Origin of the sequence: Hoeflea sp., assembly GCF_039975035.1 — a bacterium.
Lineage (GTDB): Bacteria > Pseudomonadota > Alphaproteobacteria > Rhizobiales > Rhizobiaceae > Hoeflea.
The window spans coordinates 16,014-41,352 of record NZ_JBDWHW010000195.1; the positions used below are offsets into that span (position 1 = coordinate 16,014).

Genomic DNA, 25,339 nt, shown 5'->3' on the forward strand with positions numbered 1-25,339 from the left:
AGCTTGGAAGGCGTGCAACCGCGCGGGAGAGCCTGATCTTGCCGGACAGGGGGATGCAGCCCCGAAACCGCCGCTGCGAGGGCGCACCCTTGCGTGAATCACGCCCGGACGGTAAGCAGTTGACTGGATTTAACAGGAGCTGTCCTTGACCGGTCTGATTGCTGGCGCGTTGCACCGCTGCCGCTTGTCGTTGACGATGATTGTGGTGATGGCCGTGGTATCGGCCTGCGCCTCGTCGGGTGGATCCATTGAGGATACCATGGCGCCGGTGGCGCCGGTAACAGAGAAGTATGCGGCTATCGTGGTGGACGCCAAAAGCGGCAAGATGCTGTACGGCGCCAATGTCAACGAGGTGCGCTACCCGGCCTCGCTGACCAAGATGATGACGCTGTATCTCATGTTCGAAGCCATGGATGAGGGCCGCGTCAGCCGCACGGACCTGATCCCGATCTCGCGCAACGCCGCCGCACGCCCGCCCTCCAAGCTGGACCTGAAGGCCGGACAGTCGATCCCGGTCGACACCGCCATCCGGGTGCTGGTGGTCAAGTCCGCCAATGATGTGGCCACCGCGGTGGGCGAATTCCTGGGCGGCGGATCGGAAGCCCGCTTTGCCCAGATGATGACGGCGAAAGCCCGCACGCTGGGGATGAGCCGCACCACATTCAAGAACGCCTCGGGCCTGCCTGATCCGGAACAGGTAACGACGGCGACCGACATGGCCCGGCTGTCGATCGCGCTCAGGCGCCAGTTTCCGCATTATTACAGCTATTTCGGCCAGAAAGAGGTCACCGTCGCCGGCCGCACGATCAAGGGCCATAACAAGGCGATGGACATGATCCCCGGCGCCGACGGGCTGAAGACCGGCTACACCCGGGCCTCGGGCTTCAACCTCGCCACCTCGGTGCGCAGCGGCGGCAAATCCGTGGTCGGCGTGGTGATGGGCGAGGATTCAGCCGCGATCCGCAACGCCCGCATGGCGCGGCTGATGTCGACATATGTGAGCAAGGCGAAATAGGGTTTTTCCGGTCACGCCCGCTTCGCGAAGGGCTGCATCATGGCCGGGCCGGACGCCCGGAATTCGCGGTCAGGGCCCTTCGCAGGAAATGCCCACCGGCGGCTCCTGCTCGATCTGCACGAAACCGATCCGCAACGGATTGTCGTCATGATCACCGTAAAGCAGCCGGATCGCCGCGATCCGCGTTGTCGCCTGCGGATCGACCAGATCGATGCGCAAGACCTCGCCATCATCGAAAGCCTGGGCGATGTCGACCGGGTCTCCGGGATGGCCCGGCCCGGTGGTGAACTCACGCCCGCCAACGGAGAGTGCGACCGAAAACACATTGGGCACCGGCCCGGCGCCAAGCACGATTTCGAGACTGGAGTCGAACTTCATGTCGCTGCAGGAAATCGACACGGTGGCGTGGGCCGGAGTTGAAAACCCAAGCGCCGCCAGCGCCAGCGCGCCGGCACCGAGAAGCTTGTTTCGAACGCTCATGGTCAAGGCTCCCATCTGACAATTTGTGCCGCACCGACAGAATGTTTCAGGTTTTCTGTTTCGCGACAAGAGCGCAACGGCCAATGCCCCGCGCGGGCATCCGCCGGGGTGATGAAGAGAGAAAACCAATCCGGAGGGCCGCACGCGGGCTTTGCCTTACGGAAATTTCTATAAAACGCTGGCGCAACCACGCGCGCGGCCCGAACTTTGCCGGATGATGTCCGCATCCGACAGGCGGCTCCTTGCTCGCTGCTTCAGCCCGGACAAGGCCAGGCAGCAAAGCGTGAAACGCGGTCCGGCACGAACCTCATCGCCAACCCGACGATCAGATCCGCCACAGGCCCGTCTCGCCGTCCATCCGCTTGTCCCGCCAGATGACGGAACCCGGATGCGAGGACGATCCGGTGGCTGGCTTGGCCGCACCGCTCCCGAAGGAGGGTCCGGCTGCCAGCGGAGCCGCGTCAGCGTCCGCCTCCCCACGGTGCCCACCGCACGTTACGGCAAGCCCTGAAGGGCATTCCTCCCGCCTGAACCGAAGCGTTCGCGATCCATCCGGCAGCAAGAGCAAGCCAAGTGTGGCACGGGGTTTGGGGGTGGGGAAAATATTGGGGTAAATTTGGCCCAAGGTATTGAACTTCAACATTTCAGGCAGAAATTCTTGCACCGCGCCAGTGCGTGTTGCGGGCCATGGGGCAGCCCTATCGCTTGAGACAGGGATGCAAAACCAGCTTAACCTCGCTACCGGTGCGAATGAAACCCGAAGCCGGCCTGGCTGACATGTGGCGTTCGCCTGCTTGTGCCGAAAAGCTGTAAACCACCTATCCGGTCCATTCTGTAAACAACCCTACCGGTCTGGACTGTTCCCCACTCCTTCGCGTCACCACTCTGGACGAAGCCCGGCACATCTGCCACAAGCCATCCGGGACGCGACCGCCGTTATCTATAGAACGGGGTCGGGCTGTAGATTGACGTCACGCAGCTGCCGCGAGGACACGCTGGCCGTCCTGTTTTATCCTCGCATACCTATTCGTCTCACACCACCGGACGGGTGCCAAGCTCGTCCTTTCCGTCGTCTGACAACAGGTCGGAACCGGGTTGCTGCTGGCGTTCGTCATCCACCTTTTTCAACACCGCCTCATCAACGCCGGTGTCGGTGACCTGATCGTCAGCCGCAAACGCCGCTGGTGCAGGTGGCGCCGACGCGGGCTTCCTGCGTGTCGGGGGTTTGTGGACGGCAGCATCGGCCACTGTAGCGCCCGGGTCTATACGCAGCCGATAGCCCGGTTCGGGCAACGCGAAGCCGGCGGTTTCCAGCGCGTTCTTGACCGTGCGGATCGCCTCCGACCTTGCCTTGACGAAATCGGTCTCCGACTGGTTGATCCAGCCCGAGACGCCGATGACGACGTTGGATTCGCCCACCTTTTCGATCCATGCGCCGGGTTCGGGATTTCCCAGCACGAAACCCAGACGTTTGAGCGTTTCATGACAGACCGACAGCGCCTCGTGCAGTTCGCTGCCGGCATCGATGCCCAGTTCGAAGGAGAACCGGCGCTCGGGATTGCGGGTGTAATTGACGATATTGGCCTTGAACACCGTGGCATTGGGGATGCGGATGTGGTTGCCGTCGACATCCATCAGGATGGTGGCGCGCGAGGTGAGCCGGACGACAAACCCCTCAATTCCCTCAATGGCGATGAAATCGCGCGGCTGGAACGGCTGGCGAACCGACAGCAGGATCGAGGCGATGTAGTTTTCCACCGTGTCCTTGACCGCAAAACCGATGGCGAGGCCGATGATGCCGACCGCACCTAAAATGGTGCCGAGCACGGCGGTCGCTCCCAGGATATCGAGCGCCATCAGGGCGCCGAACATGAGGAAGCCGAGCCAGACGGTCTGGCGCAGGAGATCGGCGATGAAGGCGTTGGGGGTGAGCCAGCCCCAGGGCTGATTGCGGGTGGTAACAAACCAGCCCAGCAGGCCGATCAGCAGCCAGACCAGAGCGGCGACAAGCATCAGCGGCAGATAATCGAGCGTCTGCTGCAGCCTGGTCTCGAAGCGGCCGATGACCGGCTTGAGGCGTTCGGTGACCGCGGTCTGTTCGGTGAGCTGGTTCTCGATGGCGACAACGCCCGAGACACGGCTGACAAGGTCCTCGGCCTTCTGGGCAAGCACCGCCTCCTCAACCTGGCCGTCAAGCGTGACCACGCCGGACCTGACCGAAACCCGGATGCCGCCAAGCCCGTCGAGTTCGCGGAAAATGGTCTGGATGCGGGCGCGGATCTCGCTATCGGCGATGACGCCCTCGCCAATCTCGATGGTGGGGCCTGCAGGTTCGACAGTTTGCTGGGCGGTGGCGGCATTGCCCGAGAGGGCGAGAGCGAGGATGAGCACGGCTACACGCGCAAGGATGCGTGGTAAAATGCTGAGATGCCGCATGGCGTGTTCCTGATCCTGGGCGTTGATCGTGTGATGCGCGATGTCGAGAATGACCGGACGTGACGGGAAAGCAAGGTAGACCGAACCGGTAGCGGCAGACAACGACTTGTCGGGTCTCTGTGGCGCACGGCTGTGGAGGATCGCTACAGCCGTGTGGTGCGGGCGGCAACAGGCGGGCGGAGTATTTCCGTTCGACCTGGCAGATGGAGTTTGTGATAAGATCGGGTGCAATGCCCTGAGATGATGCGGGGACAAGGCGCGCGCGGCGCAAGAGATTGAAGGCTGAATGCAAGACACCCCCAGCGACAGCCGGACCCGGCGATGGACAAGGATAGCCCTGCTGCTGGCGTTTTACGGCTGCCTGATCCTTGCAGGCCGCTGGCTGGGGATGGCGATCGAGGCGCATTTGCAGGTCTCGTCGATCACCCAGGCGGGTATGCCCTATCTCGGCGTCGTGGCGGCCATTCTGGTGGCCTATATCGTGCTCACCGCGATTCCGTTCGTGCCGGGCACCGAGATAGGGGTGGCGCTGCTGATGGTGTTCGGGGCGCCGATTGCGGCGATTGTCTATCTGTCGACGATTGCAGCGCTGACGCTGTCATTCACGCTGGGGCGCCTGGTTCCCGAACACCGGCTGGCGGCATGGTTGGCCCGTCACGGTTTTGTCCGCGCCTCCCGACTGGTCGCGGCGTTTGAACGGCTCGGGCCGGAGGGGCGCGACCGCTACCTCACCCAGACCGCACCTCGCTGGCTCAAGCCTTGGCTGGTCGATCACCGGATTATCACGCTGGTGATGCTGATCAACCTTCCCGGCAACACGCTTCTGGGCGGCGGGGGCGGCATTGCGCTGATGACAGGGTTGAGCAAGCTGATGAGCGTGCCGCAGTTTATGCTGTGCATTTCCCTGGCGGTGGCGCCGGTGCCGATTGCGGTGTTGCTGGCAAGCTGGTGGGCCGGCTGAGCGCATAGGCGAATTGAGAACGATTCTGCAACCGGAAGATCTGGCGGTCAGCCGAGGACAACTGCCGCGCCCTTTTCAAAATCCTGCAGCAGGAGCAAAATTCTGCGCGCCGGAAATGTTGGTTGAGATCGGGAGATGGCCACCGCGCCCGGCACACCACAAAAACGGGGGGAGACCATGCGTGGAATCGGATTTTACTTCTTTCTGGCGGCAGTGCTGTGCGTGACACTTGGCATGGTGTGGGGGATACACATGGCAATTTCCGGTGATCATCTGATGGCCGGCGCCCATGCCCACCTCAATCTGGTCGGCTGGGTCACCATGGGGCTGTTTGGCGTCTATTATACATTGACCCCGGCGGCGGCGGCTTCAAGCCTTGCCAAAATTCATCTGGCGGTGGCGCTTGCCGGTGTCGTGGTGATGGTGCCGGGAATAGCCATTGCGCTCAAGCACGGTGGCGAGGCGGCCGCAGCAGCAGGATCCATGCTGACAGCGGCTTCGATGCTGATTTTTCTCTATACTGTCTTCAAGAACGGACTGGGCAATCCGGTCTGATATCATGGCGCGCCGGGCCCGGTCGGACCTGGCGCGCGTTTGTCAACGCACGTGATCCGCAGGCGCAAACCACTCGCGAAGGCCAGCGGACGTGTCCTGGTCCGTTCCGGGCGGGGAGAGTGCACCTGCTGCCCAATGCACCGGGCAGGTTTCGGACAATTCCACACTGTCGATGTCTGTCGCGACACACGCAGAAATTCAAGTATTCAATCATGCGCCTTTGCCTGCTATTTTGGCTCGCACAACAGCTCGTGATTTAGAGCTTCACCGGATTCTGGCAGGCAGACTGCATGAAAAGCAAAATATCAGGTGGCCTTGTCCACGAATTGCCCACCGACTTGATTGATGCGCTGACCGAAACAACAGAAGTGACCAACCTCTGGGAGGAATTGACTCCGATAGCCCGCAACGAATTTATCTGCTGGGTCGAAGATGCAAAACAGGACAAGACCAGGACAAGGCGGATCAAACGAACGGTCGAGGAGCTTCTCGAAGGTCAAAAACGTCCATGCTGTTGGGCAGGCTGTATTCATCGGACCGACAAGAAGCCCGGCAAATGGCAGCAAGCTGTGTTGATCGACAAAAAATCCAAAAATTGAGAACCAAGCCGCATCGTTGCGGGAAAATGAGGGCTGTCACAGCCCCCCCGTTCCCTGGACGGCTTCGCTCAGCCTGTCAGGCCTGACCCTAAACCAGCCGCGATTGCTCCAGTGCGGCCTCGATGAAGCTGGCGAACAGCGGGTGTGGTTCAAGCGGCCGCGACTTGAGTTCGGGGTGGTATTGCACGCCGATGAACCAGGGGTGGACATCCTGGGGATACTCGATGGTTTCAGGCAACAGGCCGTCGGGCGAGATGCCGGAAAACACCAGGCCGGCGGCTTCGAGCTGGTCCCTGAAGGCGATGTTGACCTCGTAGCGGTGACGATGCCGCTCGGAAACCTCGTTGGAGCCGTAAATGCCGGCAATCAGCGAGCCGGATTTCAGCGGATGCGGATAGGCGCCGAGCCGCATGGTGCCGCCGAGATCGCCATTCTCGGCGCGCTTTTCAAGCTGGTTGCCCTTGAGCCATTCGGTCATGATGCCGACGACGTGGGTGCCGTTCTTGCGGTCGAACTCGGACGACATGGCGTCCTTGATGTCGGCCAGATTGCGCGCTGCATCGAGCACCGCCATCTGCATGCCGTAACAAATGCCGAAATAGGGAACTTTTCGCTCACGCGCGAATTTGGCCGCGGCAATCTTGCCTTCGGCGCCGCGCTCGCCAAAACCGCCGGGTACCAGGATGCCATTGACCTTTTCAAGCCAGGGCGACGGGTCTTCCTTCTCGAAGATCTCGCTCTCGATCCATTCCAGCTTGACCTTGACCCGGTTGGCGATGCCACCATGGTACAACGCCTCGATCAGCGATTTGTAGGCGTCCTTGAGGCCGGTATACTTGCCGACGATGGCGATGGTGACTTCGCCCTCGGGATTGTGAATCCGCTCGGAGACCGTTTCCCAGGCCTTCATGCGAGGTTTTGGCGCCGGATCGATGCCGAAGGCTGCCAGCACTTCAGTGTCGAGGCCTTCCTTGTGATAGGCAATCGGCACATCATAGATCGACGGCACGTCGAGTGCCTGGATGACGGCGGAGGCGCGCACATTGCAGAACTGCGAAAGCTTGCGGCGTTCCTCGGCGGGAATCTGGCGGTCGGCGCGCACCAGCAGGATATCGGGCGCGATGCCCATGGCCTGAAGTTCCTTGACCGAATGCTGGGTCGGCTTGGTCTTGAGCTCGCCGGCAGCGGCGATCCACGGCATCAAGGTGAGATGGACATAGACGGCATTGCCGCGCGGCAGATCGTTGCCGAGCTGGCGGATCGCCTCGATGAACGGCATCGCCTCGATGTCGCCGACGGTGCCGCCGATCTCGCAGAGCACGAAATCATAGTCTTCATTGCCCTCGAGCACGAAGTTCTTGATCTCGTTGGTAACGTGCGGAATTACCTGGACGGTGGCGCCGAGATAATCGCCGCGGCGTTCCTTGTCGATGATGTCCTTGTAGATCCGGCCGGTGGTGATGTTGTCGGACTTGACCGCCGAGCGCCCGGTGAAGCGCTCGTAATGGCCCAGATCCAGATCGGTCTCGGCACCGTCGTCGGTGACAAACACCTCGCCGTGCTGGGTCGGACTCATCGTGCCCGGATCGACATTGAGATAGGGGTCGAGCTTGCGCAGCCGCACCCGGTAACCACGGGCCTGCAGCAACGCACCAAGGGCGGCCGAGGCAATGCCTTTTCCAAGCGAGGAGACCACGCCGCCGGTTATGAATACATATCGCGCCATGGGATCAAACCGATACCTTCAGAAGACTGATTCCGCCACCCAAAAAATCCGATGGCGCATTTTAGCGGTGCATAACAATTCAATTGCTATGAAAACCACACGAAAAAACCGGCGGAGGCTTTGACGCCAACCGCCGGTCAAGGGGACTTCCAGGCTTACTGACCGGAAGGAACGTCCGAGGCAGGCACCTCGGGAGCAGCGGGAATGTCGGAGGCCGTGCCAGCCGCCGGCGTTTCGGCCGGAGCGGTCGCGGGTGCCGCGGCGCCGCCAAGCTGGTCGAGAACACCGGTGCCCGAGCCGTCGGTCTGGGTAGGGATCCGGTCGAGAATATCGGTGGGGCTGCTGCCGTAGCGGGCGAGGATGCCGAGCGCCAGCGAGGTGACAAAGAAGGCGGCTGCGAGAATGCCGGTGGTCCGCGTCAGCGCGTTGGCCGCGCCCCGCGCCGACATGAAGCCGGAGCCGCCGCCGATACCCAGGCCGCCGCCCTCGGAGCGCTGGATCAGCACAATGCCGACAAGCGCCAGCACGATCATGAGATGAATGACAATCAATACGGTTTGCATCAGGGTTCTTTCCTGCCCTTTGCGGGCGCAATCATGGTCCGGTTTGCGGCTCTTTACACGAGGCCCGCCGGCTTTCCAAGTCCCGTCCGGCCCAATGGCCGCCGAATGGAGGTTCAATTCAGGCGCGATGTCAGCTCAAAAGGCCGCGGCACGCCTTACAGATGGCAAGGAAGTCGGCCGCTTTCAAGCTGGCGCCGCCAATCAGGGCTCCATCAACATGGGCGATGCCGAGAAGCTCGGCCGCATTGTCCGGCTTGACCGACCCGCCATAGAGCAGCCGCATCGAGGCCCCCTCGCCCGCAAAGCGCTTTGTCATCTCGCTGCGGATGAAGGCATGGGCTTCGGCGACATCGTCGACGGTGGGGGTCAGCCCGGTGCCGATGGCCCACACCGGCTCATAGGCAATGACGGTGTCGCTGGCCGTTGCTCCATCGGGCACTGAGCCCGAGAGCTGATGGCCCAGCACATCGAGCGTCGCGCCGGCGTTGCGTTCGGCTTCGGTCTCGCCGATGCAGATGACGCGGACGAGACCGGCTGCCTTCGCGGCTTCCGCCTTGGCGCGGACCGTCTCGTTGCTCTCGCCATGCAGGGTGCGGCGTTCGGAATGGCCGACCAGCACATGGCTCGCCAGGCAATCGGCGATCATGGCGGCGGAAATGTCGCCGGTATAGGCGCCGCTTTGCTTGTCATGGCAATCCTGCGCGCCGATGGCGAGCGGGGTCTGTTCGGCGATTGCGGTGGCGACATAGAGCAGCGTGGCGGGCGGGCAGATCAACGCGTCGATGGCGTCCGCCAGGTCTTCTCCGAGACCTTCCGCGATGGCCTTGATCTGGTCAAGATTATCACGCGTGCCGTTCATCTTCCAGTTGCCTGCCACAAGCGGGCGAATGTCAGGTGTCATCGGTTTTCCCCGTTCGGATTGTCATGGACGGGGCTTAGCAGACGGGGCGCGATTTGCAAACGGCGGCCGCGGCCGGCTTTGCGGGCGGCGGCAACACCTATTTGTGACCGAAGGGAATAATGCGGTTGTACTTGCGGGCGTCCGTGGGCTTGAAATGACGTCCCGAACCGGGCTCCAGCCCGGCAATGTGTCTGGCCAGGTCCTCCGGGATCGGCTTGGTGAACTGCACACCGATAATATACGCGCCGACACGCCGGACCTTGCCGCGACGGTGGATATTGGCCCAGGGGATGTAGATATGGCAGTCCTCGTCGATCAGATCGAACGCCGATTCCCCGGCCTTGCCCAGGTCGATGGTGCTCCATGGCGTCTTCTGGTTTGAAAACAGACATCCGGACGCCGAAATGTTCACGATGGCGCCGGTGAGCGCGATGTAGAGCTTCCTGTTGACGAAGGTCAGTTCAACGACGCCGGGACAATTGGCGCTGTAGCGGACGCCGGATTTGCGATTGTAGGATTCATCATCCTGTTGTTCAGCCACATTTGCGGATTTCGAAGCCATGCGTCATTTCCATGCTGCCTTGCCGGAAGGCGGCCTTATATAGTCGGGCAAGTGCATGAAAAAAATGTAAACCGGTCAGACGAATTCCGGTGACCGTGTTGGCGATGATTGAGAAAAATCTCGCGATTTGCCGTCCGGTCCCTATCACGGCAAGCCGAAGCCATCCATCTGCCTTCTGGCAGACCTTGCTGATAACGTCCGCTGCGCAGCGTCGCGCCAACGGCTTTGGTTGAATTAACGTCTGCCGGTTTTCTGATATGGTTGCTGCCCTGTCCGCTCTGCCCCGGGCTTGCTTCGTGAGCCGGGATACCGTTCAATCGAAGAGGGGTTGATAAAGGGGCTGGGTGAACGGGTGAATATCCGGGCGAGGAAAATGAAACCGATCAATGACCATATCGACAAGGTGCTTTCAGCGTCGGAATCCGCGTCCGCTTCCGCTCGCTCACGACTGGTCGCCTCCTGGCGACGTTCGATCACGGTTCACGGGCTGGATCCGGGCCGGCATGCACCCATCGACCGGATTGACCAAACAGCGCTGTCGCACCGGCGCCAGGCAATGGAACAGTTCCTGCAGGTTGCCGCGCCGAAGCTCGATCAACTCTTCGGGCTGGTCGGGCAATCCGGATGCGCGGTTCTGCTTTGCGATTTCGAGGGTGTGGTACTCGACCAGCGATGCCGGGACGCGGATCGCGACATATTCCAGAGCTGGGGGCTCGCAGAGGGAGCAAACTGGTCGGAGGCGGCGGAAGGAACCAACGGTATCGGCACCTGTCTGGCCGAAAACCGGCGAATCATCATTCATCAGGGCGACCACTTTCTGGCGCGCAACACCGCGATGAGCTGCATGGATGCGCCGATCTATGGCCCGGACGGACAACTGGTCGGCGCGCTTGATGTGTCTTCGGCACGATCCGAGCAGACAGAGGCCTTCAATCGCCTGATCGCCGCCATGGTCACCCAAACCGCCAGACAGATCGAGGCCGACACATTTCGCGCAGCCTTTCCCGATGCCCGCATCCTGCACGCCGACGCCGACGACACAGAGGCCGCCACCCTGCTGGCAATCGATGCCGACGATATCGTCATCGGGGCAACCCGCGGAGCGCGCAGAGCTTTCGGCATGATGGCCACCGGCCAGATCAATCCGATCCCGGCAACGGATCTTTTCGGGCGCAGTGACGGTCTGCGCGGATTCGAAAAAGCCGAGCGCGCCGCGGTCATTCGCGCCCTGACCCGGACCGGCGGCAATGTCTCGCAGGCAGCGCGCGACCTCGGCATTGGCCGGGCGACCCTGTATCGCCGGATGAAACGGCTGGGTATCGGCGAATCCACGGATGACCTGTCTCAAGTCTGAGACAGTTTGCCTTCACGGCGGTTTTGAAGGGGCTGACAGAGCGCCCTGACCACATCACCCTCGCATCATTCCCTGGCGGAGGGCCCGGGTGCATGTGGAGGATATGATGAACGAAATGATTCAGAACGCGTCCCTGTTGGGTTCGCCATTCAAGACCAGCTACGACAATTTCATCGGTGGGAAATTCGTACCGCCGGTCAATGGGCGCTATATGGACAACATCACGCCGATCACCGGCGCGGTTGTCTGCAAGGTCGCCAAATCGGATGCCGCCGACATCGATCTGGCTCTCGACGCGGCCCATGGCGCGAAAGAGGACTGGGGCAAGACCTCCGCCGCTGAGCGCTCGAACCTGCTGCTCAAGATCGCCGACCGGATCGAAGCCAATCTGGAACTGATCGCCACCGCGGAAACCTGGGACAACGGCAAACCGATTCGCGAAACGGTGAATGCCGACATTCCGCTGGCTGTAGACCATTTCCGCTATTTTGCCGGGGTCCTGCGTGCGCAGGAAGGATCGATGTCGGAGATCGACAACGACACTGTCGCCTATCATTTCCAGGAACCACTGGGTGTGGTCGGTCAGATCATTCCGTGGAACTTTTCCATCCTGATGGCAGCCTGGAAGCTGGCCCCGGCGCTGGCGGCGGGCAATTGCATTGTTCTCAAGCCCGCCGAACAGACACCGGCTGCGATCATGGTTGTCATCGAACTGATTGCCGACCTGCTGCCTGATGGCGTGCTCAACATCGTCAACGGCCTGGGCGCCGAAGCCGGCGACGCGCTGGCGCGATCCAGCCGCATTGCCAAGATCGCCTTTACCGGATCAACCGCAACCGGGCGCAAGATCATGGAGGCCGCGACGGTCAACCTGATCCCGGTGACGCTGGAACTGGGCGGCAAATCCCCCAACATCTTCTTCTCCGACGTGATGGCCCAGGACGACGCGTTTCTCGACAAGGCGGTGGAAGGCTTTGTTCTGTTTGCCTTCAACCAGGGTGAAGTCTGCACCTCGCCGTCGCGGGCACTGATCCAGGAGGACATCTACGAGGAATTCATCGCGCGCTGCATCGCACGGGTGAAGGCGATCCAGCAAGGCGATCCGCGCGAGATGACCACCATGGTTGGCGCACAGGCCAGCAAGCAGCAGCATGAGAAAATCATGTCCTATTTCACCATCGGCGCCGAGGAAGGCGCCGAGGTGCTGGTGGGCGGCGATTCAGCGCGGTTCAACGGCGATCTGGCCGGTGGTTATTACATCCAGCCGACGATCCTCAAGGGCCACAACAAGATGCGGGTGTTCCAGGAGGAAATCTTCGGACCCGTGGTCAGTGTCACCACCTTCAAGGACGAAGCCGAGGCGCTGGCGATTGCCAACGACACGATGTACGGCCTTGGCGCCGGCGTGTGGACCCGCGACGGCACCCGCGCCTACCGCTTTGGCCGCAACATCGAAGCCGGCAGGGTGTGGGTGAATAATTACCACGCCTACCCGGCCCATGCGGCCTTTGGCGGCTACAAGCAGTCGGGCATCGGTCGCGAGAACCACCGGATGATGCTCGATCACTACCAGCAGACCAAGAACATGCTGGTCAGCTACAACCCCAACAAACTCGGCTTCTTCTGATCTCCCAAGACAAAAGCCGGAAGGAGCCCGCCCTTGTGCGGGCTCCTTTGTATTCGGACCGCCTTGCGTCATGGCGAACACCGGCCAGGCACAAGGCGGTCCGCCCGCTGTCGCCGGCAGTTTGCCGCGCGCACCGCGTCCTCAGGTCCCCCTGCCCTATGCCGGACCTTTGCCGCATCGATTGCATCCGCGTCAGCATCTTTCCGCCACCCGCTCCATTCTCTCTTGCTGCTCTTCATTTCACCGCCGGTTTGGTCTAAAGGGACGCATGGAAGGTTTGCGGGGGCGGTGTTGCGCCTGCCCGCGACCGATGTTGTTGATGCCGCAGGAGCTTTGATGCTTGATACTTTGCGCAGGGGCGCCCGGAGCTGGGTTGCCAAATTTCTTCTGATAATGCTTGTCGCCTCGTTCGGCGTATGGGGGATTTCAGGTTCGATCCTGACAGCGGGCAGCAATGCTGTTGTCAGCGTGGGCGACACCGTGGTCACACCCAACGAGTTCCGTCTCGCCTATGATCGCCAGATGGCGGTTGTCGGACGCCAGATCGGTCAACGGCTGACCAGCGAACAGGCCCGCGCCTTCGGCATCGAAAGCCAGGTCTATTCGCAACTGATCGCCGGCGCGGCTCTCGACGAGCAGGCGCGCGAGATGAACCTGGGGCTGTCGGAAGATCGGCTGGCCGCGTTGATCGCCGAAGATCCGACGTTTCATGATTTCAACGGCAGGTTTGACAGAGGCAATTTCCAGCGCGTGCTGAGTTCGGTCGGCATGAGCGAGGAAGATTACCTCAAGAGCCGCAGCCAGGTGGCCGTGAGAACCCAGATCGTCGAGGCGATCGCGGACGGGTTCGAGGCGCCTGACGCCATGATCCAGACGCTGGCGCGCTATGAAGCGGAGACCCGCGATGTGGATTACCTGCTGTTGACCAAGTCCAATATCGACCCGGTGGCGGCTGCCGACGAGACAACGCTTTCGGCCTGGTTTGAGGACAACAAGGCAAGATATGCAGCGCCCGAATACCGCAAGATCACCTATGTGAAGCTGCAGAATGAAGACATCGCCGATCCCGCGGCGATCACCGCAGAGGCTGCGCGCGCCGATTACGAGTCCCGCAAGGACCGGTATACTACGGCCGAAACCCGCACGGTCGACCAGTTGGTGTTTGCCGACCGGGCGGCGGCGGATGCGGCGGCTGCGGCGCTTGCCGGCGGCAAGAGCTTTGATGAACTGGCCACGGATCAGGGCCGCAGTGCGGTGGATGTGCGGATCGGGTCGTTCACCAAGTCTTCGATGCCGGACCAGTCGCTGGCCGATGCCGCATTCGCGGTCACGCAGGCAGGCGGCACCACACCGGTGGTTGACGGCCAGTTCGGCCCGGTGATCCTGCGGGTTTCCGAGATCAAGCCGGAAACCTCCCGGAGCTTTGCCGAAGTCGAACCTGAAATCCGCAAGGAACTGGCGCTGGCGGAAGCAGCTCAGGTGCTGCTTGACGTGCATGACGCCTATGAGGATGCCCGCGCCGGCGGCATGACGCTGGCCGAGGCGGCGGCAGAGCAGAAACTGACCCCGGTCACGGTGGAAGCCGTTGACCGCGCCGGCCGGGCGCCGGATGGCACAGTGCTGCGCGATCTTCCCGAATCGCAGCAATTGCTGCGCGATGCCTTCGAGGCCGAAATCGGCGTGGAAACCCCGCCGCTCAGCATCGGCAGCGACGGCTTCCTGTGGTTTGAAGTGGAGGATGTGACGCCGGCGCGCGACCGCACGCTCGACGAGGTGCGGGAGCAGGTGGTGGCGGACTGGACCGCGATGAAAACAGTGGAAGCGCTGGGCACCAAGGCGACCGAGTTGAAGGAGCGCATGGACAAAGGCGCCGACCTGGCCACGATTGCGGAGGAGCTTTCTCTCGCCGTCGAGACCAAGTTCTCGCTCAATCGCGCCGGCGCGGATGCGGTGTTTGGCGAGGCAGCAATTGCCTCCGCCTTCTCCGGGGCTTCCGGTCTTGTTGCGGTGGCCGATGACGCATCGGGCGACAACAAGATCCTGCTCAAGGTCAAATCGGTCAATGACGCCGCGTCGGTCACGGCGGACTCGGTGGCGCCCGAACAGCGCGCGCAGGTGTCGCAGCAAATCGCTGACGACATTCTCGATCAGATGGTGGCGCGACTGCAGGCCGAGTACGGGGTGTCGGTCAACCAGACGCTGGGCGAGCGCGCCCTGGCGTTCTAGAAAAGAGTACGGGAGCCGATCAACATGGCCGATCTCAAGTCATTCATCGCAAAGGTGGCCAATGGCGACCCGTTGAACCGGGACGAAGCCCGCAGCGCGTTCAATGTGATGATGTCGGGCGATGCGACACCCTCGCAGATCGGCGGTCTGCTGATGGCGCTGAGGGTGCGCGGCGAAAGCGTTGACGAGATCTATGGCGCGGTCAGCGTGATGCGCGAAAAGATGCTGCCGGTCAAAGCGCCGGCTGACGCGATCGACATTGTCGGCACCGGCGGCGACGCCTCGGGCACCTACAATGTCTCGACGGCTGCAGCCTTCATCACGGCCGGCGCCGGGGTCAAGGTGGCCAAACACGGCAACCGGGCGCTGTCGTCGAAATCGGGTGCGGCGGATTCGCTTGCCGCGCTGGGTGTGTCGCTGGAACTCGACCCCAGGGGCATTTCGGCCTGTATCGATCAGGCAGGCGTGGGCTTCATGTTCGCGCCCGCGCATCATTCGGCGATGCGCCATGTCGGCCCGAGCCGGGTGGAACTGGGCACGCGGACAATCTTCAACCTGCTCGGACCGCTGTCCAATCCGGCCGGGGTGAAACGGCAATTGCTCGGCGTGTTCTCGGCCCATTGGCTCAAGCCGCTGGCGCAGGTGTTGCGGGATCTGGGATCGGAAACGGTCTGGGTGGTGCATGGCGACGGGCTGGACGAGATGACCACGACCGGGGCGACGCAAATTGTGGCGCTGGAGAACGGCGAGATTCGCGAATTTGACACGACGCCGGAAGATCTGGGCCTTTCAAGGGTGACACTGGATCAACTCAAGGGCGGTGACGGGGTTTACAATGCCGCGGCGCTGAAACGGGTGCTGGAAGGCGAAAAGAACGCCTACCGCGACATTGCCGTGCTCAACGCGGCAGGTGCGCTGGTGATCGCCGGACAGGCCGAAACCCTGCGCGAGGCCATCGGCGTGGCAAGCGCGTCGATTGACAGCGGCGCAGCACTTGGCGCGCTGGAAAAGCTGGTCAGCGTCTCCCGGGCGCATGCGCCGGCGCCGAAGGCGGGGTGAGAGCATGAGCGACATCCTGACCCGGATCGAGGCCTACAAGCGCGACGAGATCGCCGCCGCCAAGGCCGCCGTGCCGATGAACGAGATCAAGGCGCGGGCGCGAACTGCCGAACCGCCGCGTGATTTCATTGCCGCCATCGAAGCCAAGCACCAGGCCGGCGGTTACGGGCTGATTGCCGAAATCAAGAAGGCCAGCCCGTCGAAGGGCCTGATCCGCGCCGACTTCGATCCGCCCTCGCTGGCCAGGGCCTATGAGGCCGGAGGAGCGGCTTGTCTGTCGGTGCTGACCGACGCGCCATCGTTTCAGGGTGCGCCGGCGTTTTTGACAGCCGCACGGAACGCCTGCGCCCTGCCCGCGCTGCGCAAGGATTTCATGTTCGAGCCGTATCAGGTGCTGGAAGCCCGCGCCTGGGGAGCCGACGCGATCCTGATCATCATGGCCTCGCTTAATGATGATGACGCCAGGCGGCTCGAGGACGAGGCCCACGGGCTTGGCATGGCGGCGCTGATCGAGGTGCATGACGAGGCCGAGATGGAGCGCGCGCTGCGGCTCGAGAGCCGGCTGATCGGGGTCAACAATCGCAACCTGCGCACCTTCGAGGTGTCGCTTGCGGTGTCGGAGCGGCTGGCGGCGATGGTGCCGGACGACCGCATTCTGGTCGGCGAGAGCGGCATCGGTTCTTTTGCCGATTGCGAACGGCTGTCGGGATGCGGCATCCAGACATTTCTGGTGGGGGAAAGCCTGATGCGCCAGTCCGACGTCACGGCAGCGACGCGGGCGCTGCTGACCGGGTGCGTAACAAGCACGGCGGCGCAATGAATGGCTGACGAAAAAGAACCCCGGCTGACCCATCTTGCCGCCGACGGATCGGCGGTGATGGTCGATGTCGGCGACAAGGCCGATACGGTGCGCGTTGCCGAAGCCGAAGGCCATGTGCGGATGCAGCCCGAAACCCTGAAGCTGATTCTGGCGGGCAACATGAAAAAAGGCGACGTGATCGGGGCTGCGCGGATTGCCGGCATCATGGCCGCCAAGCAGACGGCCAACCTGATCCCGCTGTGCCACCCGCTGGCGCTGACCAAGGTGAGCGTCGAAATCGAGTCCGACGACGCCCTGCCCGGCCTGCGCGTGCGGACACTGGCCAAGCTCACCGGCAAGACCGGTGTCGAGATGGAAGCGCTGACCGCGGCGTCGGTGACCTGCCTGACGATTTACGACATGGCCAAGGCGGTGGACCGGGGCATGGAAATCGGCGGCATCCGGGTGCTGGCCAAATCCGGCGGCAAATCCGGCGACTGGGCTCTCAACGCAAAAGGATAAAGCTGATGGCCTTGATGCCGGTTGATGAAGCGCTGATGCGAATTCTGGACGGTGCGGCGCCAGGCGGCGAGCCGGAGATGCTGCCGCTGGCGGACAGTTTCGAACGGGTGCTGGCGCGCGATCTTCCCGCACTTCGCACCCATCCGCCCTTCGAAGCCTCGGCCATGGACGGATACGCGGTGCGCGCGGCCGAAGCGGTCGCCGGCGCGACATTGAAGCTGCAGGGCGAATCCGCCGCCGGACACGGCTTTGACGGCTCGCTTGAAGCCGGCGCGGCCATCAGGATCTTTACCGGCGCGCCGGTACCTGATGGCGCGGACGCCGTCGTCATTCAGGAAATGACCGAGCGGCTTGATGACGGCACTGTGCGGCTCAATGAAGCGGCGATCCTTGGCCGGCACATCCGCCGCGCCGGCGTTGATTTCGAGGAAGGCAAGATCGGGCTTGCGGCCGGACGCCTGCTTGACGCGGGCGCCATCACCTTTGCCGCGGCGATGAACCACGCCGCCCTGCCCGTCGAGCGCCGGCCGATTGTCGCGGTTCTGGCCACCGGCGACGAATTGCGCCTGCCCGGCCAGAGCCTCGGGCCGGGACAGATCATCGCGTCCAACACCTTCGGCGTGGCGGCCTTGGCGCGCGGCGCCGGCGCGGATGTCGTCGATCTGGGGATTGCGGCCGACCGGATGGAGGCGCTTGACGAGGCGCTTGATACGGCGATCGCCCATGAGGCCGATGTTCTGGTGACCATCGGCGGCGCCTCGGTGGGCGACCATGACCTGGTGCAAAAGGCGATGATTGCGCGGGGCATGACGCTGGATTTCTGGAAGATCGCGATGCGCCCGGGCAAGCCGCTGATGTCGGGAAGACTGGGTGGAATGCACGTCATCGGGCTGCCCGGAAACCCGGCTTCGAGCCTGGTGTGCGCGCATCTGTTCCTGGAACCGCTGGTGACCAGGCTGGCCGGAAGACCGGACCCTGACCGCATGCAAAAAGCCATACTGGCCAGTGACTTGCCGGAGAATGATCAACGTCAGGATTATCTGCGCGGCGAGCTTGCCACCGGCGCGGATGGCGGACTTGTCGCCACACCGATGGCGCGGCAGGATTCCTCGCTGATGAAAGTGTTTTCCGACGCCCGCTGCCTGATCGTCCGCCCGCCCTTCGCCCCACCGGCCAAGGCCGGTTCGGTTTGCGACGTGCTGGTTTTGCGCCGCTGACGGGGTTGCCTGTAAACCGCAATGCGCCCCTATCTCCGGCAATAGCCGGGACTTCATAGGGTTGGCTGGATTTTCTGAAGGTGGCCACCTCCGGAAACCTATAGTTATCATTGATTTTGTACCAGCGACGCTTTTGAACTCGGCAATTTGGTGACCGATCGATTTAGGCGCGAATGGGATCTTATTGCCCCTCAAAACTGCTGATGCCGGTCTCAAAGATGCGCAAATCGCTTCCAAATATTAGCGGCATTTCCCCCTCGTACCGCCGTCGAAATGTGGGCCAAATCCAGGGACCGGACGAGTGCGCGGCAACCGGGCGCCATGACGAAGGCGGCAGCAAGATAACACCCCGCCTTCCCCTCGACTTTGCAGGATGCTGCAATCAACTCTCTCTCCCGCTGCTCAACACTGCGATGAGGAAGAGGCTACCCAACAGGCCGGCCAATCGCAGCTCCCCAATTTCGCCTGGCTGCGGATTTTCCGGGCTGTCTCTTCATAACAATGACTCGCCATTTGCTCGGGAATGACTATTCCCGCAGGCGCGCCAACAAAACGAGTGTGCAGATTCGTCCGCTTCTCTCGATCGCGATTGCGGGTGTTCCGTGCCCGTTTATGGTTCGCGCCGCCAATGTTCCTTCATTGTTTCCTTACCCCCTTGCGGAACACATATGGAACATGATACCTAGGTTCTGGTTTTGTTTCATGCCGGCAATCGATCCGGCAGCAGGGGTGCCGTAACTATGCTGACGCGCAAGCAACACGAACTTCTTCTCTTCATCAATGAACGAATGAAGGAAAGCGGCATCCCTCCCTCTTTTGACGAAATGAAGGATGCGCTTGATCTTGCTTCCAAATCGGGGATTCACCGGCTGATCACAGCGCTGGAAGAACGCGGCTTCATTCGCCGGCTTCCCAACCGGGCGCGCGCGCTCGAAGTGATCAGGCTGCCCGACAGTTATCAAGCCAATCTGCAACCGCGGCGCGGCTTCTCGCCCAGCGTGATCGAAGGCAGCCTGGGCAAGCAGCCCGAACCGGTACGCCGCGCTGAACCCGCCAATGACGAGCCGTCGCAGGTGGCCGAAGTGCCGATGATGGGCCGCATCGCAGCCGGTGTGCCGATCTCGGCGATCCAGAACAACACCCACAACATTACCGTGCCGGTGGAAATGATCGGACCGGGCGAACATTACGCGCTCGAGGTCAAGGGCGATTCGATGATCGAAGCCGGGATCTTTGACGGCGACACCGTGGTGATCCGCAACGCCTCGACGGCAAGTCCGGGCGACATCATCGTGGCCCTGGTTGATGATGAGGAAGCAACGCTCAAGCGGTTCCGCCGCAAGGGGGCCTCAATCGCGCTCGAAGCGGCCAATCCGGCCTATGAAACCCGGATTTTCGGTCCGGACCGGGTCAAGGTTCAGGGCAAGCTCGTCGGGCTGATCCGCCGCTATCATTAGACCGGTTTCCTGCGACAGCCCGGGCGACGCCTGACCCTGCCGGCCGGACTGGAGCATGCTGGGGGCAGATGCGCAGTTGTGTGCATCGGTTGGGCGATGACTGTCTGCGATTTGCGGTTACGGTCTGCGAAACGCACATTCTCCATGCGCGTCAGCTCGATCTGGTTCGATGCCACGCCTGAGAGGCGCCGCTTCGCCGATGGATATTTGCCGGCACAGGATCGCGATTGAATGCCGGCATGGTGAGATTTTGGCTCCACGCCGAGCTGATGGCGCGCATGGAGTACCGGCGCGGCGTGGGCTATTGCGGCAGATCATAGCTTCGGCTGCGCCAGTCATAATAACGCTGGATCGTCCAGGGCCGGATGACGCCCTGCAGCGCGGCGACGATCCTGAAGTCAGGCCTGGCGCGAGGCTTGCCGGATGGATCCGGTGTCGTTGTTGAGTGCGACGGCGGCTGCCGGATACTGATCGCCAACGAACCACTGCGGCGCAGCCCGCGGGATGTGATGAGACTGGCGCCGGAACGGCAGGTGCGCATATAGACCGGGATCGCGACCACGACGAGATCCGCCCTGTCACAGGCGGCGCCGATCAGGGCCGCGTCGTTGATGGCGATGATTCTGGCTTGGCGATGAATGGCGGCGCAAATGCCGCGCCCGGCGCAGTGAAACCGCGATTGCGCGGTTACGGCCGAGGCCAGCAACTGATCGAGAATTTCGGCTTCTCCGACTGTTTGCGAAGTCGCGGATTTGTACGACACCGGCGTCACATGCTGGGGTTGGCGCAGTGCTGCCTGCCATTGCCTGAACACGAACTCGCCGGGTCTTGCCGCGTTGCTGGCCAAGCCGCCGGGTCCGGCGAGCGCCACCAGATTGCCGTCCTCGCTGATCAGGATGTCAGGCCCCACCCCCCTGACCGCCGGCAGCGCCAGCACCGCGCCCAATCCGATCAGAACGATCCCGCCAAGCCGCAGCCGGCTTCTTAAAAACATCACAACCACAAGGCCGCTTCCGGCCATCACGGTTGCCTGCAACGGGATCTGTCCGACGACGATATCGCCGCCGAGCCCCTCGACATAACGCGCCGCCGCGATCACGCCTTCCAAGCCCTTGCCCATCAGCCGGAGCGGCCAGGCGTCAAGGCCGAACGGCATCAGCAGCAATGCCAGCAGGCCGGCGGGCATCACCACAAAGGTGACCAGCGGCATGGCAAGCAGATTGGCCAGAAGGCCGTTACCGGCAACCCGGTGGAAATGATGGGCGGAAAACAGGCCTGTCGCCAGTCCCGCCACCAGCGAGGTGATTGCCAGGCCGAGAACCGCTTTGGCGACAAGAATGATGACGCGGCCCGGAGCCGAGCCCGCCAGCAGACCGGGGGGGCCGGACCGGCGCTCGCGCTTGCGGGTTGCCAGAACAGCATAAGCCGAGATCAGCGCGGCGGTGGCGGCAAACGACATTTGAAAGCCCGGCCCCGCCACCGCCGACGGTGTCAGCAGGATAATCAGCATTGCCGCCAGCGCCACGTTGCGCATGGTCAGGGCCGGACGGTCGGCCAGCACCGCGATCAGCATGATGACGAGCATCACCCAGGCGCGGCGAGTGGAGACGCTGCCGCCGGAAATCATCAGATAGGCGGTCGCGGCCAGCAATGCGCCGATGGCCGCTATCTTCTTGACCGGCCAGGCTTCCACAAGTGCGGGAACCGTGGCAAGGATCTTGCGAATGAGGATGTAGAGCGTGCCAGCGGCAAGGGCCATGTGGAGCCCGGAGATGGCCAGGATATGAGCCAGACCTGTTGCCCTGAGCGCGTCGACCGTTGCCGCGCTGATGCCGCGCCGGTCGTTGACCGCAAGGGCTGCGGCAATGCCGCCGGGATCGCCCGGAAGCACCGAACGGATCCGCGCCGAGATGTGCTCCCTGACCGCCCTCAAGCCAAGCCTGAACGCCTGCAAGCGCAACGGCGATGCCGGTTCGGCAAGCGGAGCCGCGGTTTCCGGCGCCTGGTAGAAAAATCCGTGCGCGCCGATGCCATCGATAAACGCCCTGAAAGCATAATCATAGCCGCCCGGCATCACCGGTCCGGATGGCGCCGACAGCCTGGCCCGTCCCGAAATCGCGGATCCGACCGGCAATGGATGGTGGGGGGCGCGCGCGACAAGCCGGATCCGTTCCGGTGGACGTCCGAGTTGGGGATCTGCGGTTGACTCCAGCCCGATCAGATACCGCACCCTGCCGCCTGCGTCGAATTCGCGCGCCTCGACGATTCCGGTAATCCGGGTTGTCACGTCCTGATCGAGCAACACCGCACCGGACTGCTGCTCGACGCCAGCCGCGATCGCACCGGCGAACAGCGCCGCGGCAAACCCGGCGGCGCGGGCGATGCCAATATGGCGCTCGCTGATAAAAATCGCCAACAGCAAGGTCGCGGCAAAACCGCAAACCAGTGCGGTCAGCCCCGGATCCGCTGCCGCCATGTAGAACAGCCCGGCGCCGGCGCCCATCGCCACCGGCAGAAACAGGAATGATACACCCCGGCCGGCTTCGCTCAGCACGGCGGCGGCGAGGAACCCGTGCAGCCGGGCCTGGACAGATCGCGGCTGCCCCGACCACGGCTTTACCGCAGCTTCCGTGGCGGTAAGGCGTTGGGGCCGTCGGTGCGCCAAGTCCGACGTTCCGGCCTCGACGCGCATCGGGTGCGAACCCAGTGACGCCTGATTCCCCGCGGTTTCAACAACCTCCCCGATGCGTTTCGCCTGCCTCATGCACGCCTCGCTTGAAGCCTGACAGACTACACCCGGATGGCGTCCCAATGCCACCGGTAATTGCATCGGGACGGAATGCGGGAAATTTGCAACCTCGCATCAAATCCCTGCAAGAATTGTGTTTTTAAGCACTTGCTGTTTGAATGACGGTGGCAACCATCTCAACCAAAGCCGCTCTGGCATATCCGTTCCGCGCCGCACAATTAGCCATCCGCATAGCTTGGCAGGGTGAGGGAAATCATATAGCTAACCCATGACGGTCATCCAAGGTCACCGGCTTGCATGCCGGAAACCTGCATTCGTGGAAGGACATGCCATGGCAGACAAAAAAGCAAAACTCCAAATGGACGGCAAGGAAATCGAATTTCCGGTCAAGACCGGAACCATCGGTCCCGATGTCGTCGACATCGCCTCACTGTACAAGCAGACAGGCACGTTCACGTATGATCCGGGCTTCACCTCCACGGCGTCCTGCGAATCCAAGATCACCTTCATCGATGGCGACGAAGGCATCCTGCTGCACCGCGGTTATCCGATCGACCAGCTGGCGGAGCACGGCGACTTCCTCGAAGTCTGCTACCTGCTGCTTTACGGCGAACTGCCGACGGCAAACCAGAAGATAGATTTTGACTACCGGGTCACGCGCCACACCATGGTGCATGAACAGATGAGCCGGTTTTTCACCGGCTTCCGTCGCGATGCCCACCCGATGGCGGTGATGTGCGGTTGCGTCGGCGCCTTGTCGGCGTTCTATCACGATTCAACCGACATCACCGATCCGCATCAGCGCATGGTTGCCTCGATGCGCATGATCGCCAAGATGCCGACGCTGGCAGCGATGGCCTACAAATATCATATCGGCCAGCCGTTCGTGTACCCGACAAACGACCTCGACTACGCGTCCAACTTCCTGCGCATGTGCTTTGCCGTGCCGTGTGAAGACTATGTGGTCAATCCAGTGCTGGCCCGCGCCATGGACCGCATCTTCATCCTGCATGCCGATCACGAACAAAACGCATCAACCTCCACCGTGCGTCTTGCAGGCTCTTCAGGCGCCAATCCGTTTGCCTGCATCGCCGCGGGCATTGCCTGCCTCTGGGGCCCGGCCCATGGCGGCGCCAACGAGGCGGCACTGAACATGCTGGCCGAAATCGGCACTGTCGACAAGATCCCGGAATTTGTGAACCGCGCCAAGGACAAGGACGACCCGTTCCGGCTGATGGGCTTTGGCCACAGGGTTTACAAGAACTACGACCCGCGCGCCAAGATCATGCAGCAGACCACTCACGAAGTGCTTGGCGAGCTCGGCATCAAGGACGATCCGATGCTCGAGGTTGCGATGGAACTGGAACGGATCGCGTTGACCGACAGTTACTTCATCGAGAAGAAACTGTACCCCAACATCGACTTTTATTCCGGCATCACGCTGAAGGCGCTGGGATTCCCGACCACGATGTTCACTGTGCTGTTCGCGCTTGCCCGCACGGTCGGCTGGATCGCCCAGTGGAGCGAGATGATCGAGGATCCGGGTCAGCGCATCGGCCGGCCACGTCAGCTTTATATCGGCGAGCCAAGCCGCGACTATGTGCCGGTATCAAAACGCTGAACCGGCAGGCAATTTGCCACGCGACATTGAAAGGCGCCCTCGGGCGCTTTTTTATTGCCCGACGACGACTGAGAGATAGCCGTTGCCGCATTTCAGGGAGTGACACGGACACGCATCGCGTCCACCCGGATTCGGGCGTCACCTGTCAGCTCGTGGTTTGTATATGTGGTTTTGGTGCGAAAGCACGCCGGCTTTTGCGGACCTTGTTTCGTCAGCGCCCCAGCACGGACAACAGCGTCTTGGCTGCACGTTCGGAGGCCGGTTCACCGGTTTGCATGCGCGACCAGACCAGCTCGCAATCGGCGAGTACTGCTGCGCGGTGACGCGGATCATGGACCAGTTGCCGGGCAAGGCGCGCCAACCGTTCGGGGCGAACATGATTGTCATAGAACTCGGCGATAGCCACCTGGCCGGCGATCATGTTGGGAAGTGCTGCGGTCCATGTGGTGATTCTGTTGAAAAACAGCCGGGCAACAGGATCGAGCTTGTAGCTGGACATGTGCGGGACACCGACGAGCGCCAGTTCAAGAAGAACGGTGCCCGAGGCGGCAATCGCGACATCGGCCCGGCCGAATGCTTCCCACTTGGCGGCGTCACCGGTGACGACCTGGCACGGGACATCCCAGCCTAAAACCTCGTCGCGCACCTGGCGTTCGACATGGCTTGCCGCGGGAAGCACGAAGGTCATCGCGGGATCGAGTTCGGACAACCATCTGGCGGCCTCGCCGAACACCGGCGCCAGACGCCTGACCTCGCTGCTGCGGGATCCGGGCAGGATAAGACACAATGGCGGATTGGCGGTATCGTCGCCGGTGCGGCGGGCAACTTGCGCCTCGCGCGCCGCAAGCAGGCCAGGATCGTCGATCAACCGATGCCCGACATAGCTCAGTGGCGGTCCGTTCAGGTCCTT

The 25,339-nt window shown here is 62.4% G+C and carries 20 protein-coding genes and 1 pseudogene; 13 read left to right on the plus strand and 8 right to left on the minus strand.

What is annotated here, in order from left to right; genetic code table 11:
* Nucleotides 1–145 precede the first annotated feature (145 nt).
* Nucleotides 146–1,015 carry a D-alanyl-D-alanine carboxypeptidase family protein gene (locus ABJN75_RS17510; RefSeq protein ID WP_348440869.1) on the plus strand — a complete coding sequence of 290 codons (870 nt, stop codon included), beginning with the start codon at nt 146–148 and terminating at the stop codon, nt 1,013–1,015.
* Between the two features lie 69 nt (nt 1,016–1,084).
* Here ABJN75_RS17510 and ABJN75_RS17515 read toward each other — a convergent pair whose 3' ends face one another.
* Entirely contained in the window at nt 1,085–1,495 is a 411-nt protein-coding gene (locus tag ABJN75_RS17515; RefSeq protein WP_348440870.1) for a hypothetical protein, read from the minus strand.
* Between the two features lie 1,032 nt (nt 1,496–2,527).
* Nucleotides 2,528–4,033, minus strand: a complete 1,506-nt coding sequence (locus ABJN75_RS17520) for a mechanosensitive ion channel family protein (protein WP_348440871.1) — start codon at nt 4,031–4,033, stop codon at nt 2,528–2,530.
* A gap of 184 nt (nt 4,034–4,217) precedes the next feature.
* On the opposite strand from ABJN75_RS17520, the gene ABJN75_RS17525 reads away from it, so the two are divergent.
* The 3 genes from ABJN75_RS17525 (at nt 4,218) to ABJN75_RS17535 (ending at nt 6,046) form a co-directional block, all read left to right on the plus strand.
* Complete coding sequence (locus ABJN75_RS17525; protein ID WP_348440872.1) at nt 4,218–4,892, plus strand: hypothetical protein; 675 nt, start codon at nt 4,218–4,220, stop codon at nt 4,890–4,892.
* A gap of 177 nt (nt 4,893–5,069) precedes the next feature.
* Entirely contained in the window at nt 5,070–5,447 is a 378-nt protein-coding gene (locus tag ABJN75_RS17530; protein ID WP_348440873.1) for a hypothetical protein, read from the plus strand.
* Nucleotides 5,448–5,737: 290 nt separating this feature from the next.
* Nucleotides 5,738–6,046 carry a YdeI/OmpD-associated family protein gene (locus ABJN75_RS17535; protein ID WP_348440874.1) on the plus strand — a complete coding sequence of 103 codons (309 nt, stop codon included), beginning with the start codon at nt 5,738–5,740 and terminating at the stop codon, nt 6,044–6,046.
* Nucleotides 6,047–6,134: 88 nt separating this feature from the next.
* On the opposite strand, the gene ABJN75_RS17540 is transcribed toward ABJN75_RS17535, so the two are convergent.
* The 4 genes from ABJN75_RS17540 to ABJN75_RS17555 all read right to left on the minus strand — a co-directional run bounded on the left by ABJN75_RS17540 (nt 6,135) and on the right by ABJN75_RS17555 (nt 9,798).
* On the minus strand, nt 6,135–7,772 hold the full coding sequence (locus ABJN75_RS17540; protein ID WP_348440875.1) for a CTP synthase: 1,638 nt from the start codon (nt 7,770–7,772) through the stop codon (nt 6,135–6,137).
* Between the two features lie 155 nt (nt 7,773–7,927).
* Nucleotides 7,928–8,335, minus strand: a complete 408-nt coding sequence (secG, locus tag ABJN75_RS17545; protein WP_348440876.1) for a preprotein translocase subunit SecG — start codon at nt 8,333–8,335, stop codon at nt 7,928–7,930.
* Between the two features lie 130 nt (nt 8,336–8,465).
* On the minus strand, nt 8,466–9,236 hold the full coding sequence (gene tpiA, locus ABJN75_RS17550; RefSeq protein ID WP_348440877.1) for a triose-phosphate isomerase: 771 nt from the start codon (nt 9,234–9,236) through the stop codon (nt 8,466–8,468).
* A 97-nt stretch (nt 9,237–9,333) separates the two neighbouring features.
* Nucleotides 9,334–9,798: a PilZ domain-containing protein gene (locus ABJN75_RS17555; RefSeq protein ID WP_348440878.1), complete on the minus strand. Its 465-nt coding sequence runs from the start codon at nt 9,796–9,798 to the stop codon at nt 9,334–9,336.
* Between the two features lie 373 nt (nt 9,799–10,171).
* On the opposite strand from ABJN75_RS17555, the gene ABJN75_RS17560 reads away from it, so the two are divergent.
* The 8 genes from ABJN75_RS17560 (at nt 10,172) to lexA (ending at nt 20,059) form a co-directional block, all read left to right on the plus strand.
* Complete coding sequence (locus ABJN75_RS17560; protein ID WP_348440879.1) at nt 10,172–11,152, plus strand: GAF domain-containing protein; 981 nt, start codon at nt 10,172–10,174, stop codon at nt 11,150–11,152.
* A gap of 106 nt (nt 11,153–11,258) precedes the next feature.
* The gene (locus tag ABJN75_RS17565) at nt 11,259–12,779 is read left to right on the plus strand and encodes an aldehyde dehydrogenase family protein (RefSeq protein ID WP_348440880.1); all 1,521 of its coding nucleotides are present in this window, start codon (nt 11,259–11,261) and stop codon (nt 12,777–12,779) included.
* 336 nt (nt 12,780–13,115) lie between these two features.
* The gene (locus ABJN75_RS17570) at nt 13,116–15,005 is read left to right on the plus strand and encodes a SurA N-terminal domain-containing protein (protein ID WP_348440881.1); all 1,890 of its coding nucleotides are present in this window, start codon (nt 13,116–13,118) and stop codon (nt 15,003–15,005) included.
* A gap of 24 nt (nt 15,006–15,029) precedes the next feature.
* Nucleotides 15,030–16,064, plus strand: a complete 1,035-nt coding sequence (gene trpD / locus ABJN75_RS17575; RefSeq protein ID WP_348440882.1) for an anthranilate phosphoribosyltransferase — start codon at nt 15,030–15,032, stop codon at nt 16,062–16,064.
* A gap of 4 nt (nt 16,065–16,068) precedes the next feature.
* Nucleotides 16,069–16,884, plus strand: coding sequence for an indole-3-glycerol phosphate synthase TrpC (trpC, locus tag ABJN75_RS17580; protein ID WP_348440883.1), 816 nt, complete (start codon nt 16,069–16,071; stop codon nt 16,882–16,884).
* Nucleotides 16,885–17,385 carry a cyclic pyranopterin monophosphate synthase MoaC gene (moaC, locus tag ABJN75_RS17585; RefSeq protein WP_348440884.1) on the plus strand — a complete coding sequence of 167 codons (501 nt, stop codon included), beginning with the start codon at nt 16,885–16,887 and terminating at the stop codon, nt 17,383–17,385. It begins immediately after the preceding gene.
* Between the two features lie 5 nt (nt 17,386–17,390).
* Nucleotides 17,391–18,602, plus strand: coding sequence for a gephyrin-like molybdotransferase Glp (gene glp / locus ABJN75_RS17590; RefSeq protein WP_348440885.1), 1,212 nt, complete (start codon nt 17,391–17,393; stop codon nt 18,600–18,602).
* 740 nt (nt 18,603–19,342) lie between these two features.
* A complete protein-coding gene (gene lexA, locus ABJN75_RS17595) occupies nt 19,343–20,059 on the plus strand; it encodes a transcriptional repressor LexA (RefSeq protein WP_348440886.1) in 717 nt (238 codons plus the stop codon).
* A 301-nt stretch (nt 20,060–20,360) separates the two neighbouring features.
* Here the strand turns inward: lexA and ABJN75_RS17600 are convergent, their stop codons facing one another.
* Nucleotides 20,361–22,823: a ComEC/Rec2 family competence protein gene (locus tag ABJN75_RS17600; RefSeq protein ID WP_348440887.1), complete on the minus strand. Its 2,463-nt coding sequence runs from the start codon at nt 22,821–22,823 to the stop codon at nt 20,361–20,363.
* Between the two features lie 316 nt (nt 22,824–23,139).
* Between ABJN75_RS17600 and gltA the strand changes: the two genes are divergently transcribed.
* Nucleotides 23,140–24,429, plus strand: a complete 1,290-nt coding sequence (gene gltA, locus ABJN75_RS17605) for a citrate synthase (RefSeq protein WP_348440889.1) — start codon at nt 23,140–23,142, stop codon at nt 24,427–24,429.
* A gap of 211 nt (nt 24,430–24,640) precedes the next feature.
* On the opposite strand, the pseudogene ABJN75_RS17610 reads toward gltA, so the two are convergent.
* Nucleotides 24,641–25,339, minus strand: a pseudogene (locus ABJN75_RS17610) (lipid-A-disaccharide synthase); the annotation flags it as partial.

What these genes read in the sequence shown, in the direction of transcription:
- ABJN75_RS17560 (WP_348440879.1), top strand. Translation starts at nt 10,172, where the DNA reads ATGAAACCGATCAATGACCATATCGACAAGGTGCTTTCAGCGTCGGAA.
- gltA (WP_348440889.1), top strand. Translation starts at nt 23,140, where the DNA reads ATGGCAGACAAAAAAGCAAAACTCCAAATGGACGGCAAGGAAATCGAA.
- secG (WP_348440876.1), bottom strand. Translation starts at nt 8,335, where the DNA reads ATGCAAACCGTATTGATTGTCATTCATCTCATGATCGTGCTGGCGCTT.
- trpD (WP_348440882.1), top strand. Translation starts at nt 15,030, where the DNA reads ATGGCCGATCTCAAGTCATTCATCGCAAAGGTGGCCAATGGCGACCCG.
- tpiA (WP_348440877.1), bottom strand. Translation starts at nt 9,236, where the DNA reads ATGACACCTGACATTCGCCCGCTTGTGGCAGGCAACTGGAAGATGAAC.
- ABJN75_RS17530 (WP_348440873.1), top strand. Translation starts at nt 5,070, where the DNA reads ATGCGTGGAATCGGATTTTACTTCTTTCTGGCGGCAGTGCTGTGCGTG.
- trpC (WP_348440883.1), top strand. Translation starts at nt 16,069, where the DNA reads ATGAGCGACATCCTGACCCGGATCGAGGCCTACAAGCGCGACGAGATC.
- moaC (WP_348440884.1), top strand. Translation starts at nt 16,885, where the DNA reads ATGGCTGACGAAAAAGAACCCCGGCTGACCCATCTTGCCGCCGACGGA.
- lexA (WP_348440886.1), top strand. Translation starts at nt 19,343, where the DNA reads ATGCTGACGCGCAAGCAACACGAACTTCTTCTCTTCATCAATGAACGA.
- ABJN75_RS17565 (WP_348440880.1), top strand. Translation starts at nt 11,259, where the DNA reads ATGAACGAAATGATTCAGAACGCGTCCCTGTTGGGTTCGCCATTCAAG.
- ABJN75_RS17600 (WP_348440887.1), bottom strand. Translation starts at nt 22,823, where the DNA reads ATGAGGCAGGCGAAACGCATCGGGGAGGTTGTTGAAACCGCGGGGAAT.
- ABJN75_RS17515 (WP_348440870.1), bottom strand. Translation starts at nt 1,495, where the DNA reads ATGAGCGTTCGAAACAAGCTTCTCGGTGCCGGCGCGCTGGCGCTGGCG.
- ABJN75_RS17570 (WP_348440881.1), top strand. Translation starts at nt 13,116, where the DNA reads ATGCTTGATACTTTGCGCAGGGGCGCCCGGAGCTGGGTTGCCAAATTT.
- glp (WP_348440885.1), top strand. Translation starts at nt 17,391, where the DNA reads ATGGCCTTGATGCCGGTTGATGAAGCGCTGATGCGAATTCTGGACGGT.
- ABJN75_RS17555 (WP_348440878.1), bottom strand. Translation starts at nt 9,798, where the DNA reads ATGGCTTCGAAATCCGCAAATGTGGCTGAACAACAGGATGATGAATCC.
- ABJN75_RS17535 (WP_348440874.1), top strand. Translation starts at nt 5,738, where the DNA reads ATGAAAAGCAAAATATCAGGTGGCCTTGTCCACGAATTGCCCACCGAC.
- ABJN75_RS17540 (WP_348440875.1), bottom strand. Translation starts at nt 7,772, where the DNA reads ATGGCGCGATATGTATTCATAACCGGCGGCGTGGTCTCCTCGCTTGGA.
- ABJN75_RS17525 (WP_348440872.1), top strand. Translation starts at nt 4,218, where the DNA reads ATGCAAGACACCCCCAGCGACAGCCGGACCCGGCGATGGACAAGGATA.